At 60.0% G+C, this 23,737-nt stretch carries 19 protein-coding genes and 1 pseudogene; 2 read left to right on the top strand and 18 right to left on the bottom strand.

Going from position 1 to position 23,737, the window contains the following annotated elements; genetic code table 11:
- Window positions 1–30: 30 nt before the first annotated feature.
- From NKH43_RS26030 to NKH43_RS25975, 12 genes and pseudogenes are all read right to left on the bottom strand, one after another.
- Window positions 31–729 carry an ATP-binding cassette domain-containing protein gene (locus NKH43_RS26030; RefSeq protein WP_352860500.1) on the bottom strand — a complete coding sequence of 233 codons (699 nt, stop codon included), beginning with the start codon at window positions 727–729 and terminating at the stop codon, window positions 31–33.
- A 72-nt stretch (window positions 730–801) separates the two neighbouring features.
- Window positions 802–1,827, bottom strand: a complete 1,026-nt coding sequence (locus tag NKH43_RS26025; protein WP_352860498.1) for a BMP family lipoprotein — start codon at window positions 1,825–1,827, stop codon at window positions 802–804.
- A 118-nt stretch (window positions 1,828–1,945) separates the two neighbouring features.
- Window positions 1,946–2,983 carry an adenosine deaminase gene (add, locus tag NKH43_RS26020; protein WP_352860496.1) on the bottom strand — a complete coding sequence of 346 codons (1,038 nt, stop codon included), beginning with the start codon at window positions 2,981–2,983 and terminating at the stop codon, window positions 1,946–1,948.
- A gap of 13 nt (window positions 2,984–2,996) precedes the next feature.
- Window positions 2,997–3,398 carry a hypothetical protein gene (locus NKH43_RS26015; RefSeq protein WP_352860494.1) on the bottom strand — a complete coding sequence of 134 codons (402 nt, stop codon included), beginning with the start codon at window positions 3,396–3,398 and terminating at the stop codon, window positions 2,997–2,999.
- 1,118 nt (window positions 3,399–4,516) lie between these two features.
- Window positions 4,517–6,102: pseudogene (locus NKH43_RS26010) on the bottom strand (DHA2 family efflux MFS transporter permease subunit).
- A gap of 12 nt (window positions 6,103–6,114) precedes the next feature.
- On the bottom strand, window positions 6,115–7,239 hold the full coding sequence (locus tag NKH43_RS26005; RefSeq protein ID WP_502906514.1) for an HlyD family secretion protein: 1,125 nt from the start codon (window positions 7,237–7,239) through the stop codon (window positions 6,115–6,117).
- An 82-nt stretch (window positions 7,240–7,321) separates the two neighbouring features.
- A complete protein-coding gene (locus NKH43_RS26000; protein WP_352860491.1) occupies window positions 7,322–8,374 on the bottom strand; it encodes a cupin domain-containing protein in 1,053 nt (350 codons plus the stop codon).
- 96 nt (window positions 8,375–8,470) lie between these two features.
- Window positions 8,471–9,346 (bottom strand): alpha/beta fold hydrolase, encoded by an 876-nt coding sequence (locus tag NKH43_RS25995; RefSeq protein WP_502906515.1) that lies wholly within the window; start codon window positions 9,344–9,346, stop codon window positions 8,471–8,473.
- Between the two features lie 323 nt (window positions 9,347–9,669).
- On the bottom strand, window positions 9,670–10,035 hold the full coding sequence (locus NKH43_RS25990; protein ID WP_352860487.1) for a response regulator transcription factor: 366 nt from the start codon (window positions 10,033–10,035) through the stop codon (window positions 9,670–9,672).
- Window positions 10,036–10,141: 106 nt separating this feature from the next.
- The gene (locus NKH43_RS25985) at window positions 10,142–10,780 is read right to left on the bottom strand and encodes a response regulator transcription factor (protein WP_352860486.1); all 639 of its coding nucleotides are present in this window, start codon (window positions 10,778–10,780) and stop codon (window positions 10,142–10,144) included.
- Window positions 10,781–10,802: 22 nt separating this feature from the next.
- The gene (locus NKH43_RS25980; protein WP_352860484.1) at window positions 10,803–12,680 is read right to left on the bottom strand and encodes a PAS domain-containing sensor histidine kinase; all 1,878 of its coding nucleotides are present in this window, start codon (window positions 12,678–12,680) and stop codon (window positions 10,803–10,805) included.
- A 189-nt stretch (window positions 12,681–12,869) separates the two neighbouring features.
- Window positions 12,870–13,577, bottom strand: a complete 708-nt coding sequence (locus tag NKH43_RS25975) for a sensor histidine kinase (protein ID WP_352860482.1) — start codon at window positions 13,575–13,577, stop codon at window positions 12,870–12,872.
- A gap of 269 nt (window positions 13,578–13,846) precedes the next feature.
- Between NKH43_RS25975 and NKH43_RS25970 the strand changes: the two genes are divergently transcribed.
- Window positions 13,847–14,365 (top strand): Dps family protein, encoded by a 519-nt coding sequence (locus NKH43_RS25970; protein WP_352860481.1) that lies wholly within the window; start codon window positions 13,847–13,849, stop codon window positions 14,363–14,365.
- Window positions 14,366–14,562: 197 nt separating this feature from the next.
- Here NKH43_RS25970 and NKH43_RS25965 read toward each other — a convergent pair whose 3' ends face one another.
- From NKH43_RS25965 to NKH43_RS25955, 3 genes are all read right to left on the bottom strand, one after another.
- A complete protein-coding gene (locus NKH43_RS25965) occupies window positions 14,563–14,838 on the bottom strand; it encodes a hypothetical protein (protein ID WP_352860479.1) in 276 nt (91 codons plus the stop codon).
- A 594-nt stretch (window positions 14,839–15,432) separates the two neighbouring features.
- Window positions 15,433–16,137 carry a helix-turn-helix domain-containing protein gene (locus NKH43_RS25960; RefSeq protein ID WP_352860477.1) on the bottom strand — a complete coding sequence of 235 codons (705 nt, stop codon included), beginning with the start codon at window positions 16,135–16,137 and terminating at the stop codon, window positions 15,433–15,435.
- A gap of 677 nt (window positions 16,138–16,814) precedes the next feature.
- Window positions 16,815–17,561, bottom strand: coding sequence for an SDR family oxidoreductase (locus NKH43_RS25955; protein WP_352860475.1), 747 nt, complete (start codon window positions 17,559–17,561; stop codon window positions 16,815–16,817).
- Window positions 17,562–17,797: 236 nt separating this feature from the next.
- Between NKH43_RS25955 and NKH43_RS25950 the strand changes: the two genes are divergently transcribed.
- Complete coding sequence (locus tag NKH43_RS25950) at window positions 17,798–18,559, top strand: SDR family NAD(P)-dependent oxidoreductase (protein ID WP_502906513.1); 762 nt, start codon at window positions 17,798–17,800, stop codon at window positions 18,557–18,559.
- Window positions 18,560–18,701: 142 nt separating this feature from the next.
- On the opposite strand, the gene NKH43_RS25945 is transcribed toward NKH43_RS25950, so the two are convergent.
- The 3 genes from NKH43_RS25945 to NKH43_RS25935 form a co-directional block, all read right to left on the bottom strand.
- On the bottom strand, window positions 18,702–21,599 hold the full coding sequence (locus tag NKH43_RS25945) for an ATP-binding protein (protein ID WP_352860472.1): 2,898 nt from the start codon (window positions 21,597–21,599) through the stop codon (window positions 18,702–18,704).
- Between the two features lie 146 nt (window positions 21,600–21,745).
- A complete protein-coding gene (locus NKH43_RS25940) occupies window positions 21,746–22,681 on the bottom strand; it encodes a helix-turn-helix transcriptional regulator (protein ID WP_352860470.1) in 936 nt (311 codons plus the stop codon).
- A complete protein-coding gene (locus NKH43_RS25935) occupies window positions 22,665–23,675 on the bottom strand; it encodes a helix-turn-helix domain-containing protein (protein WP_352860468.1) in 1,011 nt (336 codons plus the stop codon). The genes NKH43_RS25940 and NKH43_RS25935 overlap by 17 nt, the downstream gene beginning before the upstream one ends.
- Window positions 23,676–23,737 lie beyond the last annotated feature (62 nt).

Here is a 23,737-nt window from a genome sequence, read left to right as displayed (position 1 = left end):
TGATCGTGAACGACACGTCACGGCCGACCATCAGCCGGGCGAGTTCGTCCGGAGACGTTTCGGCAGTATTGAGAGTCGCAACGACCTTGCCTTGCGCAACACCGTGACCCGGTTGGACTGCATGACCTCGATCAGCTTGTGGGTGATGAGGATGATCGACAGGCCGCGGGCGCACATCTTGCCCATGATGTCGAACAGAATCCGCGATTCCCCCGGCGTCAGCACCGCCGTCGGCTCATCGAGGATGAGAATCTGGGCGTCGAGATAGAGCGCTTTCAAGATTTCCACCCATTGCTGGCGACCGACCGGCAATTGCCAGACATAGGCGTCGAAATCGATGTCGAGGGCATAGTCATCGCAGATGGCCTCCAACTTTTGCCTGGCTTCGGCCGCGTTAAGCCGCCAACCCGAGCGCTGAGTGCCGACGATGATATTTTCGAGCACGGTGAATTCCGGCACCAACACGAAATGCTGGTGCACCATGCCGATGCCATGGCGGATCGCATCGATCGGCGAGGCGATGTGAACGGGCTTCTCCAGGACCAATATCTGCCCCTTGTCAGGGCGATAGAGGCCGAAGATGCACGATGAGAGTGTCGACTTCCCGGCTCCATTTTCGCCGAACAGGCAGTGGATCTCGCCGGGACGCAGATCGAAGTCGACATCGTCATTGGCGGCAACGCCGGCGAAGCGCTTGGTCAAGCCTTCAACGCGCAAGGCAGTGGACATAATAGGCTCCGAAGGGCTTGGGGGGCGGAAGCGACCACCTCGGCGGCAGTCGCGACCGAACGGTCTGTCGGGTCAGTGTGCTTTCGGATCGGATAGGTCGAGCGGAACCTCGAAGGAACCAGCCATGATCTTGGCCTTCAGCGCTTCGACGTCGCCGCGGACGTCCTGCGGCAGTTTGGATTCGAGCTCGCCATAGGGGGCCATCGCCGCGCCGCCGTCCTTCATCGAGACCCACTGCTTGTCGGTGTTGCCGGCATAGGGTTTGCCCTCCGCCTTGTGGGCCCACCAGGCATCGATGATGTGGTTGACGTCAGGATCCCAAAGCGCCATCGCGCTCGACAGTACGGTTGACGGTGAAAGAGAGTGCTGGTCCTGGAGAGCGCCGAAGCAGAGGATCTTGGCTTCCTCACAGGGCTTGAAGGTATCCATCAGCTGGAAGATCAAATCGGCGCCGGTAGCGATCTGGGCGGAGGTGTAAGCCGCCGCCTTGGCTGGATCGTACCAGGACTCAATGAAGGCGACGCTACGCTCGATCTTGGGGTTGACTGCCTTGGCTCCGTCGAAAAAGGCGTTGATCTCGTCGTTGATATCGTCGGACGGAAATGGGCCGACGGCGCCGAGCTTGTTCGACTTGGTCATCTTGCCGGCTATCGTGCCAAGCAGATAGGCTGGCTCATAGGTACGCTTGTAGACCCAGTATTGGTTGCCGCCCAGCCCCTCATTGCCGGACCCGGCGACGACGAAAAGGATATCGGGAAACTCGTCCTTGAGCTTCTTCACCTGGTCTGAATAGGAGCTGTGGGCCCAGATGATGTCGTACTGGCCGCTTTCGGCAAATACCCGCATCGCGTCCCCGGCATCGTCGCCCCAGAGTGGATCGGTGTTTTTCCACGTGATCTCGAGACCGTGCGGCTTCTTCGCCTTCACTCGCTCGAGGGCCTGGATGAGCGTGGCGTCCCAACCACTCTCGAGACCAGCGGACAGGATGACCGCGATGCGAACCTTGTCGGGCTCGGTGGCCCGAGCAAGCCCAGTGCCGATGGCAATACAGGCGATCGCGAGCACCGACAGAGCCGCTGCTCTTTTGAAGAAGGTCATGAACATAGGATGCTGCCTTTTCCCTCTGGGGTTGTTTCTGGGTTGGATCCCGCTTTGCTTTGTCTACCCGTCCGCTTCTCCCGGGCGGATTTGGTTCAATGGTTTGTGCCGTGGAGGCTCATGCGGCGCGCTCGCCCGCGGTCAGCAGGTGACTAATCTCGTTCGACCACGCGGCGCGCCAGTCACGCTTCGTCGACTCGTCGAGCCACGCGGCATCGAGCGAATTCAGCGCAAGGTCGGCGAGCGTCCTGCGATCGAGCGACATGGTTTCGGAAAGCAGCCGGTACTCCTTGGCAAGGTCGGTCTGCAGCATCGGCGGGTCGTCTGTTGCGACCACCAGCTTGAGCCCGGCATCGAGCATGGCGTGGATCGGGTGATCGGCGGCCGTAAGGTCCCGCCAGTGCGTGAGGATCACGGTCGAGCTTGGGCAGACAGTGAAGGCGATGCCGTCATCGATGCATCGCCTGACCAGCGCGGGGTCCTCCAAGACCCGGTAGCCATGATCGATGCGCTCCACCGAGAGCAGATCGAGCGCATCGCGCACATTGGCCGCCGGCCCGGCCTCGCCAGCATGCGCGGTCAATCGCATACCTGCTTTCTTCGCTCGCTCGTAGACCGGCTTGAACGGTGCCGGCGGAAACGGCTCCTCGTCATAGTCGAGCCCGATGCCGATCACCTTTTCCGAGCGGTACGGCAGCACCAAGTCGAGAAATTCGAACGCGCGGTCGGGCGTCAGTTCGCGATTGATGGCGGGAATGAGCCGCGATATCAGGCCGAAATCCTTATCGGCATCGTCCATCGCTTTCAGGATGCCGGAGAACATCGTCTCATAGCTGATACCCGCGTCTTGGTGTACCTGCGGGCTGAAGAAGAACTCGACATAGCGGCCGCCGGCATTTGCGACATGCGCGAGCGCCTCGTAGGTGATCAGATGAAAATCGTCAGCGCTGACGACAGAGCGCGCGACGAGATCGTAGACCTGCAGGAAGTCGACGAGGTTGTCATAGCGGTAAAGCTCCTCGACCTCAGCGAAGGGCGGCAAGTTGACGCCATTCTTCCGCGCCAGCTTCAGAAAGGTCTCAGCCTTCACCGCACCCGCGAGATGCAGATGCAGTTCGGCTTTCGGCAAGGCTCGTGCGAATACTTCCAGGGTCATCGGGCCGGTCTCCTCACAAATCGAGCGCAAGCTCGTCCGACACCTCCCTCGGATCTCCGGTATCGTTGCGGACTACCTCAAAGCCGTATCGCGCTTGCCGACGTACGGTGATGTCCACGCCTAAAAGGCGCGCATCGAACTGGTCGACGCCAAGAAGGTTTGAGTGGTCTGCCACCACATGCCAGTTGTTGCGAGGTCTACAATCACCAAACATCACGACCACCTCCACCAGGGCCACTTTCAGAGCATATCGACAATCAACTCTCACCATATTGGATATCAATTTCTTTTTTTTGCAACCCATATTGAAATTTTTTTTTAGCCAGTCATACTGGAATTCGTTGCCAAGGTGCCATCGAGCCGTCGAGCTTCGCATGGAGATTAAGTGCGGTGTTGGTTCGCTGGCCGGTACCACGCACAGATGCGCCAGAAGCGATCATCGCCGAACAGATGTTGTGACGTCGCCTTTGGGCCGGAAGCAGAGTGTCGCCTTTTGGGAGGGAGAACTAACAAGCTGCCATTCCGCAGTCGACCCGCTTCGGAGCCGCCAATGGCATGCCTGCGTTGCTGGCGGAGCTTTTGCCCTGCGCGCCTTCGTCCCCGCGAAAGAGGAGCCGCACGCATGAGCACCGTCCTATCGAACAATCCTGACGTCGTCCTGATCGGCGCCGGGATTATGAGCGTACATTCGGGACGACCCCTCAAGCAACTCGACCGCGCTCGATGTCGTGACGTTCCAGACTCTCCACGACTGCGCACAGGAGAAAGGACGGAAACCAGGGTTCTTGGGACCTGGATCTTAGAGCGGCCTGAATTGGCGTTGATTGCGCCTTCGGCCGTCGCGTTGGGATGGCGGAATCTGGCCGCCAGCGCCGCCGATGCAAGCGCGAGAGCCCGGCGGCTCCTGGGGCGAGGAGATTTGACGCGAGATCAGCCGCATGGGCGACGCTCTTCTCGGGCTAGCTTGTCTGGTTTCAAGGCTAGGCCCGCAACCCGTCATAAGAAGCGGTAGCTCAGGCATCGGCCGATCACATCCGTCAGACGGAGACTCGCATTGGGAGGGGAATGCGATGCGCTCCTGCGGGGATCGCTCTTGCCGTTGGGGATGGACGGCAATGCGTTGGGGCACTCCGGCGTGGACCATGCCGATGCCTGGGCTGCCCGATATTCGCCGTAGGAGACGCGCATGTCTTTTGAGAACACCGCTGCCATTTCATTATTGCAGGGTGAGATTGCGGCATCAGGTCCAGCACTGGTGCAAGCGCAGAAGTGAGATACCGCTGCCTGCCTGGAATCGTCCAAACGAAGAGCCCTCGCTTCATGTTCACACGGCCCGTTCATGGCAATGCGGACGCAGGCGCAATTGCTCAACGAGGTGGCGGTGCATGAGCTAAGCTGGTAGGTCGCCACAAGCGCGCAAAAGGCATGCGGCAAACGTGAGTTGCATGGACGCCCAATTGCCGAAGGTGTCGACAAGGCCCGTATCCGCCCCACCTGCTTCACGCGGCGGGAATATTCGGAGTTGCACGATCATCAGGTTGAGTTGACTGTTTCGCGGGTGCGCGTGAAGACCACCGCTACCGCCGCTGCGAGCAAAATGCATCCCAGCACGAGAAATGTGTCCGAAAAGGCCATGACAAGGGATTGCTGCTCGACCAGGCTGCCCAGCAGAGCCTCGGCCTGATGACGGGCAAGGGCAGGATCGCCCGTTCCTTGCTGCTGGAGCCTATGTTGCGCTTCCGCGAGGAATTGCTCAACGGTAGCGTCATAAGCCGTGACGGACTGACCGATGATGTTTGAATGATATTGTTCGCGTTTGGTGATGACTGTAGCGAGCGCCGCCGTGCCGATCGCACCGCCCAAACTCCGCATCATGTTGAAGACGCCCGACGCCGCGCCTGACATCTCCTTCGGGATGCCGATCACAGCAATACCCGCTAGCGGGGCAAGCACGATCGCCTGGCCAAGCGAGCGAACTATGTTGGACGACATGAACTGATCCGCACCGCTGTCCGCACTGAGATGGGCGTTCATGATGCAACTGACGGCGAAGATCACGAGCCCGGTGCAGACAATGGCGCGCGCGTCGAAATGCTTCTGCAGCCGAGGAACGAAAGGGATGATCAGAAGCTGCGGCAGGCCTGCCCAGGCGAGCACGAAGCCGACCTGCTCGGCGTTGTAGCCCTGCACCTGTTGCAAATAGGCGGGGAGCACATAGACCGAACCAAACAGCGCAATACCGAGCCCGATATTGGCAAGCGTGCCAAGTGCGAAATTGCGGTGCGCGAGGAGCCTTAGCTGGACTGCGGGATTACGGCCTTTCAGCTCAATTGCGACGAAGATCGCAAGCGCCACTGCGGCGATGATCGACAGCCTGACGATGAATGGGGAGCCGAACCAGCCGTCCTGGTTGCCTTCGTCGAGGACGGTCTGCAGGCAGGCAAGGCCGACGCTCATGAAGGCTATACCCCACCAGTCGCCGTGCTTCAGCAAGCCGAGATTCATCTTTTGCTTCTCGAGCGTCGGATAGAGCAGCCCCAGCATCAAGGCGCCCGGAACAAGGTTGATGAAGAAGATGTACTGCCAGCCGTAGTTCTCGGTCAGGTAGCCGCCGATGGTCGGCCCGATCGATGGTCCGAATGTCGCCGTCAGCGCAAACGCGGCAAGGCCGACCGGCTGCTGGCGCTTCGGCAACGTCGTCAGGACGCGCGCGAACGCCATGGGGATCATCACGCCGCCCCAGAACCCCTGCATGCCGCGCAGCGCGATCATCTGCGGCAGGTTCGTCGCGAAGGCGCAGGCGACGGAAAAGGCGAGGAAAAGCCATACGCTCGTCAGCAGGAAGCGGCGAACGGTGAAGACGCGACTGAAATAGTCGGTCAGCGGGATCATGATGATCTCGCCGATCAGATAGGCGGTCGATATCCAGGTTCCGTTGTCGGAACCGTGCCGATGCCACCTTCGATCTCGGGCAGCGACGAGTTGGTAATCTGGATGTCGAGGACGGCTATCAGCGCGCCGACCATGCAACCAAAAACGGATACCCACTCGCGGAAGCTGGCGTCACGCTCTTTCGGCATCACCACCCGTAACGCGTCTGCCTGATCCGACCCAGCCATACCATCCTCCGGTTATTTCGCCCGCTGGGTCTGTCGAACATCGATCGTGGTGGTGACCGACATGCCGGGCAGGAGGCGTCCAGCCAGCGGATCGGTCCGGTCGATCGCAATCCGCACCGGGATGCGCTGCACGATCTTGGTGAAATTGCCTGTCGCGTTGTCGGGTGGCAGCAGCGCGAATTCCTGTCCGCTCGCCGGCGCAATGCTGTCGACGGTGCCGCGCACAGGAGTGCCCGCGAATGTATCGACGTCGACCCTTACGGGCTGGCCCGGCTTCACGTTGGCAAGCTGTGTCTCCTCGTAGTTGGCGACAATATAGATGTTTGCGAGCGGCACGACCGCGAGCAGCTGCGTTCCAGGTTGCACGTAAAGGCCCACCCTCAGCTCGCGCATTCCGACCACCCCGTCGGCAGGCGCCCGCAACGCCGTATAGCCAAGGTTCAATTCGGCCTGTGCCTGCACGGCCTTGCAGTGTTGCAGCGTGGCTCTGGCGCCTGCGAGCTGCGCAGTGAGCGTGCCGACCTGAGCATGCGCGGCGTCGAGCGCTGCCTTGTCCTTGGCGACCACCGCCGAGGCCGTAGCTATCTGGGAGGCCGCCTGCTCGGCATTCTGCACCGAGCCATATCCGGTGCCAGCGAGCGTACCGAAGCGCTTGTTGTTCTGCCCGGCATAGGTCTCGGTCGCCCGGTCGGCGTCGAGCGTGGCACTCGCCTCTTCGATCAGGGCCTGCTGTTCTCCGAGTTGCGCCTCAATGCTCTCGATGGTGGCTTCGGCTCCCGCAACGTTGGCCTTGGCCTGGTCGACGGCTGCCTGATAGTCGCGAGGATCAATCGTCGCCAGGATATCGCCAGCTTTGACATGCTGGTTGTCGGAAACAGCGACGCTCGCAAGATATCCCGCAACCTGTGGCGCTATGGCGACGATGTCGGCCTGAACATAGGCGTCGTCTGTCGTTTCCTCGAAGCTCCAGACGGTCCAGTATTCCCAGCCGAGCCCTGCCCCAACGCCAAGTGCCGCGACCACGGCGACGCCGAACAACACGCGACGCACGGGCGACATGCTCGGCTTTTCCGATGGCAAAGTGGCGGGGCTCGAAGCATCCGTTTTCAAGCTTGCGGGATGAATGACGACATTCATTGATCTCTCCGTAGGGTTTCTTGCCCGATGGTTCCTGTTCTCCAAGGCAATCTCCAAGCTCGCCTGCGGGCGCGTTAAAATTTCAAGGCACCGGATCTATTGGATTGCAGCGGGGCACCAGAAGCGGGTCGATCTCGGTGAAGGGAAAGTCCGGCAACTCAGATCTCTTCATTCCGAAATCCGCGGCGATCTGGCTCCTGGGAAACACGTTGATCAACGATCTGTAGCCGACGTCGGCAGGCGAAGCCTGGTCGAAGAAGATAAGGAGATGAACCGTCTCCTCGCCGACATTCTCGATGTGATGGGGATAGGCGCGCGGGACGAAATAGGTATCGCCAGGCCTGATGATATAGGTGTCGGTGCTTCCGTCGGGATCGAGGACGGTCATGCGAGCCGTGCCCGATGCGACGTAGCCCAACTCGGCCGTTTCCGGATGCCAGTGGGGTTCGCGCATTCCCTCTTGGCTGATGGTCACCGAATACATCGCGATGTCGCGCAGGACCGGCCAGAGGGCAGCCTTGGCGGTGCGTGCAGTGCCGGCGCGAAAATCGATCTGCGGCGGCGTCGCCTCAATGCTGTATTTATAGGCGTTTAGGTGGCGGTCCTGGTCTTCGACGCTTGCCTGACGGGGAATGCTGAGGATTTCGCTAGCTCTCGCAGATCGGTCGAAGCCGGAAAACGCGGCAGAAGCCAGATCGTAGGTATTGCCGAGCACGGCATCTGACATCACACCGAAGGCGGCTTTCATGCCAAAGTCCTCGGGTTTTTCATGTGAAAAGGCCAAAATGAATTCCACGGCGTGCTCGCCGATGTTCTCGATGCTGTGCATGGCGCCGGAGGGGATGAAGAACATCTCGCCGGCGGCGACGATGAAGCTTTCGCGTTGCGCATGACTGCCGGCGATTGTGACCAGCGCCTCGCCGTGCAGGCAGTATCCGAGTTCATGGGCATTGGCATGCCAATGGGGCTCGCGCACGCCATGCACGCCGAGAAGCAGACGTCGGATCGAAAGCCGGCGCAGGACCGGCAGATCGCTGGAATCCACGTGGCTGACAGAGCCCTCGGCACTTTCGAAACGCGGCGTCTGCCGCGCGAGAGATGCGACATGTTGGGATTTCTGCTTGGCAGTACTCATGGTTGGTTCCCGCGATCGCCGTGTTGCTGTGTAACGGAAGCGGCGCAACGCGTTGTCGCGGGACGGACGCTTGATTGCATCCGTCCCGCCCTCGACTCAGCTTCTGATGAAGGCGAGCAGGTCCGCGTTGATCACGTCGGCATGGGTGGTCAACATTCCGTGCGGGAAGCCGCGATAGATCTTTAACGTGCTGTTCTTGATCAGCTTGGCTTGGAGCAGCGAGGCGTCCTTGTACGGCACTACCTGGTCATCGTCGCCCTGCAGGATAAGGGTCGGCACGGTGATCGCCTTCAAGTCGTCTGTCTGGTCGGTTTCGGAGAAGGCCTTGATGCCTTCGTAATGCGCCAGCGCACCACCGATCATGCCCTGACGCCACCAGTTGTCGATGATGCCCTGTGAAACCTTAGCGCCCGGCCGATTGAAGCCGTAGAAGGGACCTGACGCCACGTCGACATAGAACTGCGCCCGGTTGGCTGCGAGCGCCTTGCGAAAGCCGTCGAAGACCTCGATCGGCGTACCGCTGGGGTTCTCCTTGGTCTTGAGCATGAGCGGAGGAACGGAGCTGACGAGCACCGCTTTGGCGACGCGTCCCTGCGGTTCGCCGAATTTGGCGACATAGCGCGCCACCTCGCCGCCGCCGGTTGAATGGCCGATATGGACCGCGTTCCTGAGGTCGAGATGCTCGGCGACGGCCGAGGCATCGGCGGCGTAGTGGTCCATGTCGTTTCCGGTATCGACCTGAGTCGATCGGCCGTGGCCGCGACGATCGTGCGCGACGACGCGATAACCGTTCGCAAGGAAGAACAGCATCTGCGCATCCCAGTCGTCGGAGCTGAGTGGCCAGCCGTGATGGAACACGATGGGCTGGGCACCCTTGTCACCCCAGTCCTTATAGAAAATCTGAGGGCCGTCCTTGGTGCCGATGTAACCGCTGCCCATGTCGAATTCTCCTTTCGAAAGCCGAGGTGTCATTTGTGCCGATGCGACGGCCGGAAGCAGTGCCGCGATTGTCATCCATGCGGCCCCCGCGACCGGTTAGCGACGGTTCAGCCGAAACGCTGGTTCGAGCATGCCTGCGTTCGTAGCTGCCTCCAGTTGGTGTGCTTGTTTAGGAGGGAAGCTAAGGAGAGGCGCGGCGCGGGAAAATCGTACGCTTGGTTCGGCTGCTTATACCAAGGTTTGAAACAGCATCCCTGGCGTATGTCTCAGGCCGCAATGCGACCTGCCTTGCGGGATCCTGCCAGTCCAAGGCCTGCCTAAGCGGCGGCTCGCGCCGCCGCCTAGTCCGAGACGAATTATGAGAAGGCGCGTTCGGTGAAGCGCGCGATTGAATCGCCATCGGCCGGCTTGTCCAAATAGGCGAGAGCGCCAGCTGCCATTACCCGAGCGCGCGTCGCCTCGGTCGGGAAAGCGGTCATGAAGATCATCGGAAACACCCGGCCTTGTGCGATCAGTTCCGCTTGGAGTTCGTCGCCGGTCATGCCGGGCATTTGAATGTCAGTTATCATACAGCCGGGATCGCCGGCCGCGTCGTTGCCGAGGAACTCCAGCGCCGAGGCGTAGCTGCGGACTTCGTAGCCCAGGGACCTGAGCAGGCTGGTGAGAGCGCTTCGGACTCCCTCATCGTCATCGACGATCGCAATCGCGGGTATCTTGGACATGGTGAAAGGTGCCGGTCTGCTCACGGCAGGATATCTCCAATGCGAGGCTCCACGTCTAAATGGGGGAGATTGAGCCGAAATGGAATCATACGGAGGTTTGCCGCCGTCAACGCCCGGAGATACCCAACGCCTCGGCCTTGCGAACGAGATCGGCAAGCGTTCGGACGCCCATCTTGCGCATGACATTGCCTCGGTGGATCTTGACCGTGATCTCCGACAGGCCGATCACACCCGCGACCTGCTTGTTCATCAGCCCGGCAACGACATGGCGCATTACCTCGCGCTCGCGTGGGCTCAGCGTGTCATAGTCGGCACGCAGGCCGTCCGCCGCGGCGCGCTCAATCCGTCTCAGGCGATCGCGCTCGATCGCGCTGGTAACGGCGTCGAGCATGTCCTGATCGCGGAACGGCTTCGACAAAAAGTCGACCGCGCCCGCCTTCATGGCGCGCACGGTCATGGGAATGTCACCGTGTCCAGTCATGAACACGACGGGAAGATCGATGCCATGGCTCGCGAGTTGCATCTGGAAGTCCAGTCCACTCAGTCCGGGCAGCCGGACATCCAGGATCAGGCAACCTGACGATTGTGGCAGATCGGCCTGAAGCATTTCCGCCGCGCTGCCGAACGCACGGGTCGTCATTCCCACGGAGCGGAACAGGCTGTCGAGCGCGTCGCGCACGCCCGGGTCATCGTCGACGATGGCGACGAACGGCGGAAGTTCTGCGGGGGTCGAACCAGCTTTCATCCAATTGCCCTGATCGTAGCGGTTATCCTGCCGCGCTTCCTTCAGTCACCGGAAGCGTCACTCGAAAGGTCGCGCCCACGCCGGGCTGGGTTTCGATCGCCAGCTGTCCGCCATGGGCCTCGACCGTCGTCCTGCATATCGCAAGACCCATGCCCATGCCATCTTGCTTGGTCGAGAAGAATGGTTCGAAGACCCGTTGCAGATGCTCCTCCGATACCCCTGGTCCGGTATCCCGTACAGTAATCTCGATGCTCTTCGAGGAGTTCTGCACAACACCGATGAAAAGCAGCCGCGGTCTCGTCTGCGCAGACATTGCGTGCGCGGCGTTGATCATGAGATTTACCAGGACCTGCTGCAGTTGAATGCGGTCGCCGTGCACATTCGGAATGCCGGCCTGAATATCGACCTGCAGCTGAACATTGGCTCTCGCAAGCTCACGCTGGACGAGCGCCGTGGCGTCCTCGACCAGCGCCGAAAGGACGAGTTCGCCACGGTGTGACGGCGCCTTCTTCAGGAAGGCCCTGATGCGCTTGACGATACCGCTTGCCCTGCGTCCCTCCGCGACCGCGCGTCCGAGCGCCGTTTCGACTTCCTCGAGGTTAGGCGGATCGCGCCGGAGCCAGCGCATCCCAGCCTCGCCGTTCGTAACAATTGCCATCAGCGGCTGGCTGACCTCATGCGCAATCGAGGCGGTCAATTCGCCAAGCGTGGCGACCCGGGCGGCATGCGCGAGTTCCGCCTGCGCCTGCTGGATCGTATCCTGCGCGTGTCTGCGCTCGGTGATGTCCACCACGTATATGAGAACATTGTCGCCGTCGTCCGCCGAGGGTGGAAAGGTTATGGCGAAAAACACGGGTATGACCTCACCATCGCTGCCGACCATCTCAGTCTCGCCCTCGTAGAACGCATCGTCGCGCGCGAAGGCAGACAGCGCACCGACGAAGGTCCTATCGGTAACGCTCAGGACATCGTCCACGGTGGTCAGAAACTGCTTGGGATCGTCCACGAATACCATGGACAAGAGGGCTGGATTGACGTTGACGATCCTGATGAGCTGCCTGGCTCGGGCGACGAAATCCGGATTGTCGGCGAGATAGTCGGAAACCAAAAACCCTTTCTCCTGGATGCTTGCAAGTTCCCCTCTGACCGCGCTCCAATCTTCCTCGAGGACACCGATCCGGCTTGAATCGAACATACGGCGATAGCGGTGCTCGCTCTTGACTAGCGCCGCATGGGCAGCCTGGCGCTCCGTTAGGTCAGTATGGATTTCGAGCACGCCCATGGGCTTCCCGAGCCGGTCCTGTTGCACCGCCCAACGACTGTCCAGAACGAGGCGAACGCCGGATCGCGTCTCCTGCTCGAGCACCCCTTCCCATCGGCCGCTCTGGAGGAGTGCGGCCTCAACCGTCGCACGTTCCGCCGGGTATTTTGTGCGAAGCAGCTCGTCTGCGACGCGGCCGACGGCTTCTGTGGCCGACCAGCCGTACACCTGCTCGGCGGCATCGTTCCAGAAGTCGATCACGCCTTCAGTGTCGCGCACGAAGATCATGTCGTGCGACAGGTTCAGCAATCGGGCCTGCGCCGCCAGTGTTGCAGTCGCGGCCTGGTTCTGCAAGGCAAGCATCGTGGCGATGCCGATCGCCGCGATGCTAACGATGGCACGCAGCGCCGGAGACCCGTAATTCTCGAAGCCATGGGAAATGGCATAGGCAACGAGCGTCAGAACGATGGCGCCGGCAGCAGCGGCGAACACGTCTTTTCGCCACGAAGTGCGGGCAGCAATGAGTACCACCAGCACGTAAAGCACCGCGACCGCTCCTTCGAGCGGCGACAGCACGTCGAACAGGAAGATGCACAGCGCCAGCGAGGCAGCGGCCAAGCGGTACGCGCTGTCGCTCATGTGGCGCCTCGGGAGCGCTGATTTGCCGGAGCCGTACAATGAGCCGGAGCGCAAGAAGAACGCCATGTACTCGTGCACCCCAAGTCAATGGCGTTGCCGGAAACCAGACGAAACATCCAGTGAGGATTACACATGGCTTCTGCCTGTTGAAAGATGCGATCGCGAATGAAGGATATGGCCCGCACCTCCTCAGATCGTTTCCGTGCGGTCGAGCTCGCAGGTGTCCGGAAGGTGACGGGGCAGCTGGATCGAAAAGATCGAACCCTTATTCTCGACCGACCGCACAGTGACTTGGTGACGCAGCAGGTCTGCGGTCTGACGCACGATCGTCAGGCCAAGGCCGAGACCTTCGGTTCGGCCGGCTTGGTCGCCCCGATCAAACGCGTTGAACATGCTTTCGAACCGCGAAGCCGAAATGCCACAGCCGTCGTCCTCCACATCGATGTTGAGCCGATCGTGCTGGAGCCGGCAGTCTACGCGGACATGGCCACCTGGCCCGCTGTATTTTAAGGCGTTGCCGATAAAGTTCCGTATGATGGTGTGCAGCATGTCCGGATCGGTTTCCACGAGGAGATCGGACGAGCACACCTGCAGATCGATCCCGCACGCCTCCGCGTAAAAACGCCAGTCTCGATCGACTCGTGAAAGAATATCAGCCACCCGCACCACCCGGTGGTTTGGCTGCACAGCGCCGTCCATCTGCGACAGCCGGGCTATGTCGCTGAGTTCGCTGTTCAGACGCATCATCGCGTCGAGTGCGACGCGCAGCCGATAGGCGGCAGCTGCCGGCACGCCTTCCTCGACTGCACGCGCCATCGACAGCATGGCCACGTGGAGGGGTTGCTTCAGATCATGGCCTGCAACCGCCATGATCCTGGACATTGCGAGAAGCGACATGTTGGCCAGCGCTGTCGCATCGTCTGCATCTGCCTTAGACATACCGTCTCTCCGCACCTGTCCTGCATTTGGCTAGGCACGCTGTGTCGAGATGCATGCTACGAAAATCATACCTTGGGTTGGTGACGGCCGAGACTGTCATCCTGATGTATGAACCACATAAACCCTGTGCCGATATCTGTGGCTGTTGGTGGCTAGTATTGTTTACTGCGTCACGTCGATACAGAAGCCGGCGGCGCCGACCCTGTACGCAATGTAAGGAGAGACCCATGCAGGACATTCTGTTCCAAACCCGCAACGCAGCCGCATTGCATTCGCCCACTGATCTCGGGGCACAGGCAACAACCGACATCGCCGCCGCACTGACCGGCGTGCTCGCAGATACTTTTGCCCTCTACCTCAAGACCAAGAATTTCCATTGGCACCTGTCGGGGCCACATTTTCGCGACTATCACATCATGCTTGATGAGCAGAGCGATCAGATCTTCGCAATGACTGACCCCCTGGCCGAGCGCGCCCGCAAGGTCGGCGGCACGACATTGCGGTCGATCGGACACATTGCCCGCATCCAGCGCCTGCTCGACAACGACGCCGACTACGTGACGCCGCAGGACATGCTGGCAGAGCTTGCCGACGACAACCGCAGGCTGACCGGGTTCCTCCGGGCAGCGCATGCCGTATGCGAAACCTATAACGACGTCGCCTCGACGAGCCTCCTAGAAGTCTGGATCGACGAGACCAAACGCCGAAGCTGGTTTCTTTACGAGACGACGCGGACCGCGCCGTAAGCGCGTCACCCCTTCCCGTAAGCGGGACGTGACCCGCCCTTCAGTCGCAGCGACACCAAAGGATCATCGAAACAGTCGCCGTCTTCAACCTCAGTTAGCAACGAGATGGCTCCCCATCTCGTTGCATTTGTTTGCTGTACGGCAATTTTTGCCGATTTTCTCCGCCGCAGCTTTATTCCGGTGGCTCGAACGCTGTCTTAGTTGTGACCGCCGAGCGTGTTTACATTCGCGCAGAAGTCCGTGTACGGCTGTTGAACCTGACGGGCGCATTCACCCTTTATTTGTGCCTGCTTTTCAGCCGGCATGGCAAAGAAGACGGCCTTGAATTCCTCCATGGGCTTCATCGTTTTCATGCTGGAATCGGTGAAGAATGGTTCCATGGTGTCCGGCTCATCCAGTGCGCCGGCCGACGCCTGACCACCAAAAATGGAAAGAGCAAATGTTACGCCGAGACAGATAGCTTTGATGTTCATGGGACATGTTCCTTCTGAGTTAAGCGATATCCCCAACGACAACCACGTTGGCACATCTCTAAAATATACATTGATCAGGCCAACGTATTTCCTGTAGGCACCGGTTTTTGTCTGTCTGGATGACTGTTATGTCCGGCGATCACGAGCGCCTATTGCTGCATCATCGGATTAATCTCAACGCTGACTCGGCTGACATCTGCACCGCCTGGGGCCGAGGTAAAAATCCAGCGCCATGCTCAATCGCCCGAAATCAACCGGAGGCGTCATCACGGCGCCGTCCTGGTCATCGAGGCATCGCCCGAAGGATTGCGCCTGATTCCTTACGGCGCGAGTTCTCCGCCGATAGTCGTTGTAAAGATCCGCAAACTTTGCTCACCAACGAGAGCCATTGCGGGACGCTTGGCCGAATGCTGGGACTGCACGCACTGGAATTTCGGTTCAATGAACCACTTGGAAAGCTCGCGAACTGCATCGCGACGACGAAGTTCTTCCAGGGAAGCACGAAGGACCCTTGCGCGCGTCTGATCGCATGCTGACATCGCCGATCTCATATAGTTCGGTTGTCGGGCAGCTCGATTCGCGCCTGGCCGAGCCTCAAGTGCGCAGCCTGGTCGTCAGTTTCTCTGCTCCTGGTACTTCCAAATCGGAAGCCCCACTTATCCTATGGATACTGCGCGCCAATTGAACGGGCTGATAGTTTGCAACCCGCCAACGGCCCGGCGTCGTTCCCTCCAGGCGCTTGAAGACAGTCGTGAAATGGGCTTGCGTCTGAAACCCAACGTCTAGGGCGACGTCGACCAGGGACTGTTCGTTTTGTAGAAGCAGTTCCTTGGCTCGCTCGATTCGCCGCCGCAAGATATAGTCGTGAGGACGCAGGCCCGTCGCTGCACGAAACCGCGCGGCAAAGTACATTCGGCTAAGGCCAGCGGTTTGAGCCAAGTCGGCAAGCGAGATGGCCTCGTTAATATGCTGGTCGATATAGGCCGTCACGCGCTTTAACCGCCACTGCTGCAATCCATCGACAGGCTGGTTCTGCCCGTTCGAACGCAGACGAAGCCATCGGGCGGCGAGAGCAAGCCGGATGGCATCAGAATAAAGCCCATCCTCATCGTCGCTCTCGGAGCGGCGGAACTGCTCGAGTAGCTGCTGCAAAACCGGGTCGGCCGAAATGGCATCCGAGGTCGCGGGCATGGCGAACTCTTGGACGTCCATTGCCCCATTGGAGGCACATGCAGACAGTGAGAGCACGACGTCCATGAACGGCAGCTTTATTCTCACCGCAGAATCGCCAACGTGCACGCCAACACTCCTGCTCGCCCGGATGTGCGCAAAATGACTTGCCGGGCTGGATGCCTTTTGATCGATTGCCAGGAGGCTGGCCGGAGCGGGCGGTGCCGAAACAAGCGGCTGCCTTAACTCGTGCTCGAAATATCGCGCAGTTTCGCCTAGCCTGTACATCATCCCCTCTTTCTGCGGAGTTGTTGCTATCTGTATTCAGGCCTCAGCATCGACCCGTATCGATCAAGGCGCCAGTTTAACGTTGCAAAAGGCTGTAAAGCGCGTTTTGCGAATGCTGGATTCAACGAGCGGTATATCGGAGCCGCTGCGGCACCTTGCGGTGGCTCATACTCGTGTCGGTGTCGCGGTTCGGGCTTGTCGGCGGGGCACATTGGGCCGGCCGGCTGAATGGCGGTGCGGCGAGCGATCCTGCGGTTCGGCTGCGCTGCGAAGTGCCTTCCATCTGCGACAATCGGACTATGTCGTTGAGTTCGCCGTCGAGGCACTTTGCATCAAGCACGATGCGCCGGCAGCAGTTGCGGGAACGCCTTATCGACTGCAAGCGCCATCGGCAGCAGGGCCATGTGGAGGAATTTCTTCACGTCATGGCCAGCAGCCGCCATGAGGCACGACGCTGCGCTCGATCGCGGACAACCCGAGCTAATCGACCACTCAGACGCCAACTGCAGGTTCTCAGTTCACGCCGGTCCGCCGCCGCTAACCATGAGATGTTGACCGCTCACGAAACCCGACAAATCACCGGCCAGGTATTCGGCAGCGTCGGCGACGTCCTCGACGGTACCCATCCGTTGCATCGGCCGGAATGACTTCACGAACTCACGGACTTCAGAACGCACGCCGTCTGTGAAAACGCCGGCTCCCTCGATGGCGGTCGGCAGGATCGAGTTAACCGCGACGCCGCGGTGGCCGAGCTCCTTAGCCAGCACCTGGACGAGAAACTGAGCTGCGATCTTACTCCCGCCATACAGGGCGCGGCCAGGCAGGGGAAACGCTGTATTGCTCGTGCCTATGTAGATGATCCTGCCGTTGTCGGCGACGTGGCGCGCAGCCTGCTGAAGCGTAAAGAACGCGCCTTTAGCGTTTACCGCGAATAGCCGATCGAAGTCTGCCTCGGTGAAGTCGATGACGGATTGGGCGACCAGTTCGATACCCGCGTTGGCGACGACGATGTCGAGCCGCCCATAGGTGTCCAGCACCGTATCGAAGAGGTGTTTAATGTCATCGACGCGGGCGACATCCGCCTGGACGGCAATAGCCTTGCCTCCCGCGCTCACAATTTTTGCGACGGCGTCCTCGGCCGGCGCGCTGTTGTTCGCATAATTCACCACAACTCTTGCGCCGCGCGCGGCGTAGCGTTCCGCAATTGCGCGACCGATGCCGCGACCCGAGCCGGTTACCAGCGCGACTTTTTCCTGCAGGCTCATGGTGTTTCTCCCGTTGCTGCCAAATGCGAATATATATACAGCTTTTGTATCAATCCAAAACGTATATATTGAAAAATACTGAAATCTCTTCATAGCTATAAACGTTGATTATTGGGGAAATCGCTTTCTTCTTTGCCATTTTTTTCAAATATTTACTGGCACCGCCATAACAATCTACATTACGCTCGCAGGGCAAACGCTGGAACGGATCCGGCTCTCGATTGTGGAGGCGAATGATGCAACCTGAAAAAAAAATTGCGCTTGTGACAGGAGGGAACCGCGGTCTTGGCCGCAACACAGTGGTCAGCCTCGCGCACCGCGGTGTCGACAGCATCTTCACCTACAATTCGGCTCGCGCTGAAGCGGAAGCTGTAACGGCAGAGGTTGCCGCGATCGGACGCAAGGCCATCCCCTTGCAGCTCGACGTCGGACAAGCCTCGACCTTCGATGCCTTCGCAGGGAAAGTTCGCGACACGCTGGTGGGGCTTGGCGCCGAGCGCTTTGACTATCTCGTCAACAACGCGGGCATTTCGCATCACAATTCAATCGAGAAGACGACCGAGGACGAACTGGACACGCTCTATCGGGTGAACTTCAAAGGTGTGTTCTTTCTCACCCAAAAACTGTTGCCGCTGATCAACGATGGCGGGCGGATCGTGAATCTTTCGAGCGGCCTCGCCCGCATCATCATTCCCGGCAGCGCTCCATATGGTGCGCTCAAGGGAGCCATCGAGGTTCTCACCCGCTATCAGGCCAAGGAACTCGGTCCGCGCCGTATCGCCGTGAACGCAGTGGCGCCGGGGTCCATCCAGACGGATTTTAGCGGCGGCATGGTTCGTGACAATCCGGAACTCAACAAGCAGGTCGCCGGAATGACAGCATTCGGCCGAGCAGGAGTTCCCGACGATGTCGGGCCGATGATCGCTTCGCTGCTCTCCGACGACAATCGCTGGGTCACCGCGCAGGTCATCGAGGTATCCGGCGGTTTGGCGATCTAGCCACCATCATCGATGGCGGGCGCCACGCCTACCATCGTTTGAAATGCTTCTCTACTGTCAGTCGACCGGCATTGGGAGCCGGCGTCTTCAACTTTCGCTTCTCGATCCGGCCTTGTGCGCCGCGCCGGATCGGGGACGATCATCACAAAGATTCCAGTATGCTCTTGGCATCCGCGAGATCAGTGGTGCCGGTTCTCTCCGAATGCGCCTCATAGATCGGGGCGAGTAGCGCGAGTGCGTCGGCGGCGCGTTGCCGGCCTATTAATAGGCGCGCCAACGGAATCGCAGCTTTTAGTTCCCAGCCGATGGCTCCCTGTTCTCCCGCAAGCTTGATAGAGACGAGGAAAGCCTGCTCGGCCGCCTCGACATCGGGGGAAGGTGCTTTCAGGTTGATCTCACCTTTTGTCCGATACAGATCGGGCAGCCAGAATTTTTGCCCCATTCGTTCCGCGGAAGAAGTAACCTCATCGATCATCGTTTGCGCCTCGCGATACTGGCCACTTTGAGCGAGCCCGTCGGCCAGAGCCCTGGCTGCGCCTGGCACAACCATTTGAAACTGCTCCCGGTTAAGCATCTTGAGCGCTTCTTGCAGTGCGGCGATGCCTGCCAGAGGTTCCCCAACCATCACGAGCCATTCTCCTTTCAACGCCAAGGCAGCGGCTGCGTTTAACTTGAAGGGATGTGTCTCTACATGCGCTATCAAGCGGTCGATGTGGGTGCCCGAGTCCCGGGTATTGCCGCTCCAGAGCAGAACCGCGACGCCGTTAGCAGCGGCCATGCTGTAGTCACCGTGCAGGGACGACAGCGCGGCGCCCTCCATGGTTTCCAGGACCAGCCTGCAAGCACGCGCGGGAGATCCCCTGAGCCAAAGGATGCGCGACAAAGCAAGCTCGGCACGCAAATGGTGATCGTAGCCGAATAGACGGATCTCCGGGTGGCCGATCTCGGCCTCAAGCGCGAAGCCGCGCTCGCAATGTGTCATGGCGGCGGCCTGGTCGCCTCCGGTGTGGTAGGATGCGGCGAGCATCCATTCGGCAATGACTCGGTCGCTGAGCGCTCCGATCCGATCCGCGATGATGCCGCACCTCTTTGCAGTAGCCAACCCACCTTCGAAGTCACCGAGCGTCGTCAGGAAGCTATTAAGACCAGCCAAAAGACGAAATCGCGTCATTTCGCCGTCGTCAGCCTCTAATAGATTCGTTCCCGGCTCGATCGCGTCAGAAAATTCCTGCGCATCGTCTTGTGTGTTCTGGGCAGAATGTGCCGATGCCTCCGGCAGTCGCGCTTCGCGCCGAGGGAGTTCTTTGATTTCATCGCTCGCGCTCAACGCGAAACGCGACCAATGCCTACCTTCGGAAAGTAGCCAAAGATTGAGAAACAGAGGTACAGCATCGGCTGCCAGTTCGACCGCTACAGCATGCGATTCCGGGTCTGAAAAGCTCCACTCGAGTGCCTTTCGGACATTGTTGATGTGCGGTGCATATGGTCGCATATCGGCATAGGCGCCATGTTCGAGCGCAATGCCCTTGAGCAGGCTGGCAAAGTAACGAGCGTGGCGCCGGGAAATAGGTTCAAGCTCTTCGACCTCCTGCAATTTCGTCATTGCATATGCGCGGGTCACATCGGCAAGGCGATAGAAGACGACCTCACCTACCGGCTGGACCCAGACCATGGATTTGTCGACGAGGCTTGCTATCGACACCATTGTCGCCTTGCCGTCATCCCCGGCCGAGCCAGCAACGGAGCACGCCGCTTCTATCGAGAAGAGCCCGACGAAGACGGAGAGGCGGGAGAGGACCCGCTGCTCAAGTTCCGCAAGTAGCTCGAAGCTCCAGTCGAGCATCGCTTCGAGCGTCTGGTGTCGTGGAACGACAGTGCGCCGCCCGGCCAAGCGCAATTTCGCATTGCCGGCCAGAAGATTGGCGACGCCGCGGATGCCGTAAGTTCCGACTCGACTGGCTGCGAGTTCGATTGCAAGCGCGATGCCATCGGTGCGGCGGCAGATCTCACCGACGACGGGCGCATCGCTGTCAGTTAACTCTCCGTGGAACCCGCTGTACGCTGCCCGATCCATGAAGAGTTGCACCGCCGGTGTCGCCAGCGCCTCGGGCGCTGTCGGAAACTTGTCGGCCGGATAGGCCAGAGGGCTCAAGAGATGGACGGTCTCTCCATCGACACGCAGCGATTCACGGGAAGTTACCAGCAGATGCACGCCTGGCGCGCGCTGAAAGAGCTCGCCGGCCAAGAGCGACGTCGGATCGACCAAATGCTCGCAACTGTCGAAGATGATCAGCACGCGTTTGTCCGCGAGAAAGGTCACCAGTTCGGTGACTGGATCCGCGCCTCCAATTGCACAGCCGACCGCCGCGATGACGGCCCCGGGAACCAGGTGGCCCTCGGTCATGGCGCCGAAATCGACAAATATGACGTTCGTGTCGTCGAATGCACTTTGCAGCCTCTGGACAATGGCCGCAGCCACTGTCGTCTTGCCGATGCCTCCCGGTCCGACGATGCTGATGAAACGGCGCGCCAAAAGGAGTTCGCTCAGGCTGGTGATGACGGCTTCCCGGCCGATCAGCGAACGAGGTGGCGGTGGCACACGGCCTGTGGATCGGGGTGCCAAAGACGCCGCCGGTGGAGGCGGCTGCGGATCCGGTTCGTTGGGTGCTATTGGAGCGACAAAACTATAGCCCCTGCCCGCGATATTCACGATGTATCGTGCCCCATCTCGCCCGTCTCCTAGAGCCCGGCGAAGCGAAGCCATGTGGACCCTCACCCCCGCCTCGTCGACGACAACGTTTCGCCAGACGAGTTCCAGCAACTCATGCCTGCTGACGATGTCGCCGGCACGGTCAATAAGGGCAATCAGCAAATCAAGGGCGCGCGAGCCGATCCGAACAGGCTCGCCATCCTGCAGGAGTAGCCGCTGTGCCCGATCCAGGCGAAAGCTGCCGAACGATATCGGAGCGTGCGCGCTAGCTTCGACATGCGGCGGGGCAAGCAAGACCTCGTCCGTCCGGACCATCGCTTGACCTGTCATCGCTCCCCGCTCCTGCGCCTGCAGTTGACGAGCATGTTGAAGGAACGACAGACCTGTCTTCCGAAAAACGGATGCAGATTGTGAAAATATGACGCCTTCTCGTGCGGGGGCCTCGTTAAGGACCGTCTTTGGCCGAGTTCGCCGGTTCAGTCAGTATCCGGGCCGCTAATCCCGATTGCTGTTGACCGGCGCCAGTGCCCGGCGCTGACGCCGATATTCTGTTTGAAAGCGGTGGCGAAATGGCTTTGACTCGAAAACCCGCACCTGAGAGCGATCTCCGCAATCGGAAGCGATGAGCCCGTCAACAGCGCCTGCGCCCGCTTCATACGACGGCCGAGTTGCCACTGATGCGGCGCAATGCCCGTGGAGCGCTTGAAGGACCGGCCGAAGTGGGCGACCGAAAGACCGCATTCCTCGGCCAGTTCCGTCATTGACACGTCCAGGCGCTCGTCCATGAGTTCCTTCGCGCGACGCTCCTGCCAAGTCGCCAGACCATAGAACCGGACTGATGCCGCGCTTTTCGAGTTGCCATACCGCCCGAGCACATTGGCGCAGACAGCATCGAGGATCGTGTCGAGCAGGAGTCCGCTCGCCTGGTGGCGATGGGCAAATGCTGCCGCCGCCGCCCCGGCAAGTTGACGCATCACCGGATCGTCCTGGCCAACAGTGGGAGATTGAGGAAACTCTGTGAAGATCGGCATGTCGTTCTGCTCGGCATACGCCTTCAGGGCCGTAATCGGCATGTAGAAATTCACGGTGTGGAAAGGATCCTGTATAAGGACCCGCGGCTCCCGTCTTAGATCGGTAAGGTAGGTTTTTCCCGCATGCATGGTCTCACTCAAGGGGGACCTATCGTTCAACCAAAGATCCAGCCGCATATGCTTGAGGTTAACAATTACCTGATAGGCATCGTCATAGCCGAAAGACGGGGTTGGATCCTGCGGCGGCGCTCGGGATTGCAATTCCGTGATAGCGAGCGTACCTCGATTCAACGTGCGATAGACGTGACTGAGAGGCTCCGGCAAACCGAGGCGTTCGCCTAATTGCGAACCGTAGGCGCGGCCTCTAGTTGTCTGAGTCAATTTTCGAACTCCGTCCCCCAAGGTCTAACTGACGCCAACGCCCAGGGCTTGCGCCGATATTTTCCTTAAAGGCAGTGGCGAAATGGCTTTGGCTCGAAAACCCGCACTTGAGAGCGATTTCCGCAATCGGAAGCGACGAGCCCGTCAGCAGCGCCTGCGCCCGCTTCACACGACGGCCGAGTTGCCACTGATGCGGCGCAATGCCCGTGGAGCTCTTGAAGGCTCGGCCGAAATGGGCGACCGAAAGACCGCACTCCTCGGCGAGTTTCGACATGGACACATCCAGGTGCTCGTCCATCAGCTCCTTCGCGCGACGCTCCTGCCAAGGCGCCAAACCACGGGACCGGACTGATGCCGCGCTTCTCGATGTGCCATACCGCCCGAGCACATTGGCGCAGACAGCATCGAGGATCGTGTCGAGCAGGAGTCCGCTCGCCTGGTGACGATGGGCAAATGCTGCCGAGACCGCCCGGGCAAGTTGACGCATCACAGGATCGTCGTGGCCAATCGTTGGAGGCTGAGCAAGGTCCGCGAATACCGGCATGTCGTTCTGCTCGGCATATGCCTTCAGGGTCGTAATCGGCATGTGGAAATTCACGTTATGCCAAGGATTCTGTAGAAGGACCCGTGGTTCCTGTCTCAGATCGACGACGTAAGTTTCCCTGGCACGGAGGGCGTCGATCGAGGTGAACCGACCGTTCAGCCAGAGCTCCCGCCGGATATTCTTGAACTGCACGATCACCTGATAGGCTTTGTTATAGCCGAGAGACGGGTTTGGGTCCGCCGGGGGCACTCGGGATTTCAATTCAGAGACTGCCAGCATGCCGCGCTGCAGCGTGTGATGAACATGAGTGGGTACCGCCGGCAAGCCAAAGCATTCGGCCAGATGGGCGCCGTAGGCGGGGCCTCTGCTCGTCCGATTTCCGGTGAGAAGTGTCTTGCCTATTGGGACACCACGAATTGCACAAACCAAGACTGCGAGAAACGATGCCATCTAGAAGCGGCCTTATCAAGTTCGTGCAACGGCGACGTGTAGAACCGCGCTTGTCAACTTGA

Origin of the sequence: Mesorhizobium sp. M1163 (assembly GCF_040318415.1) — a bacterium.
Lineage (GTDB): Bacteria > Pseudomonadota > Alphaproteobacteria > Rhizobiales > Rhizobiaceae > Mesorhizobium.
This window is presented reverse-complemented; position numbering and strand designations above follow the sequence as displayed.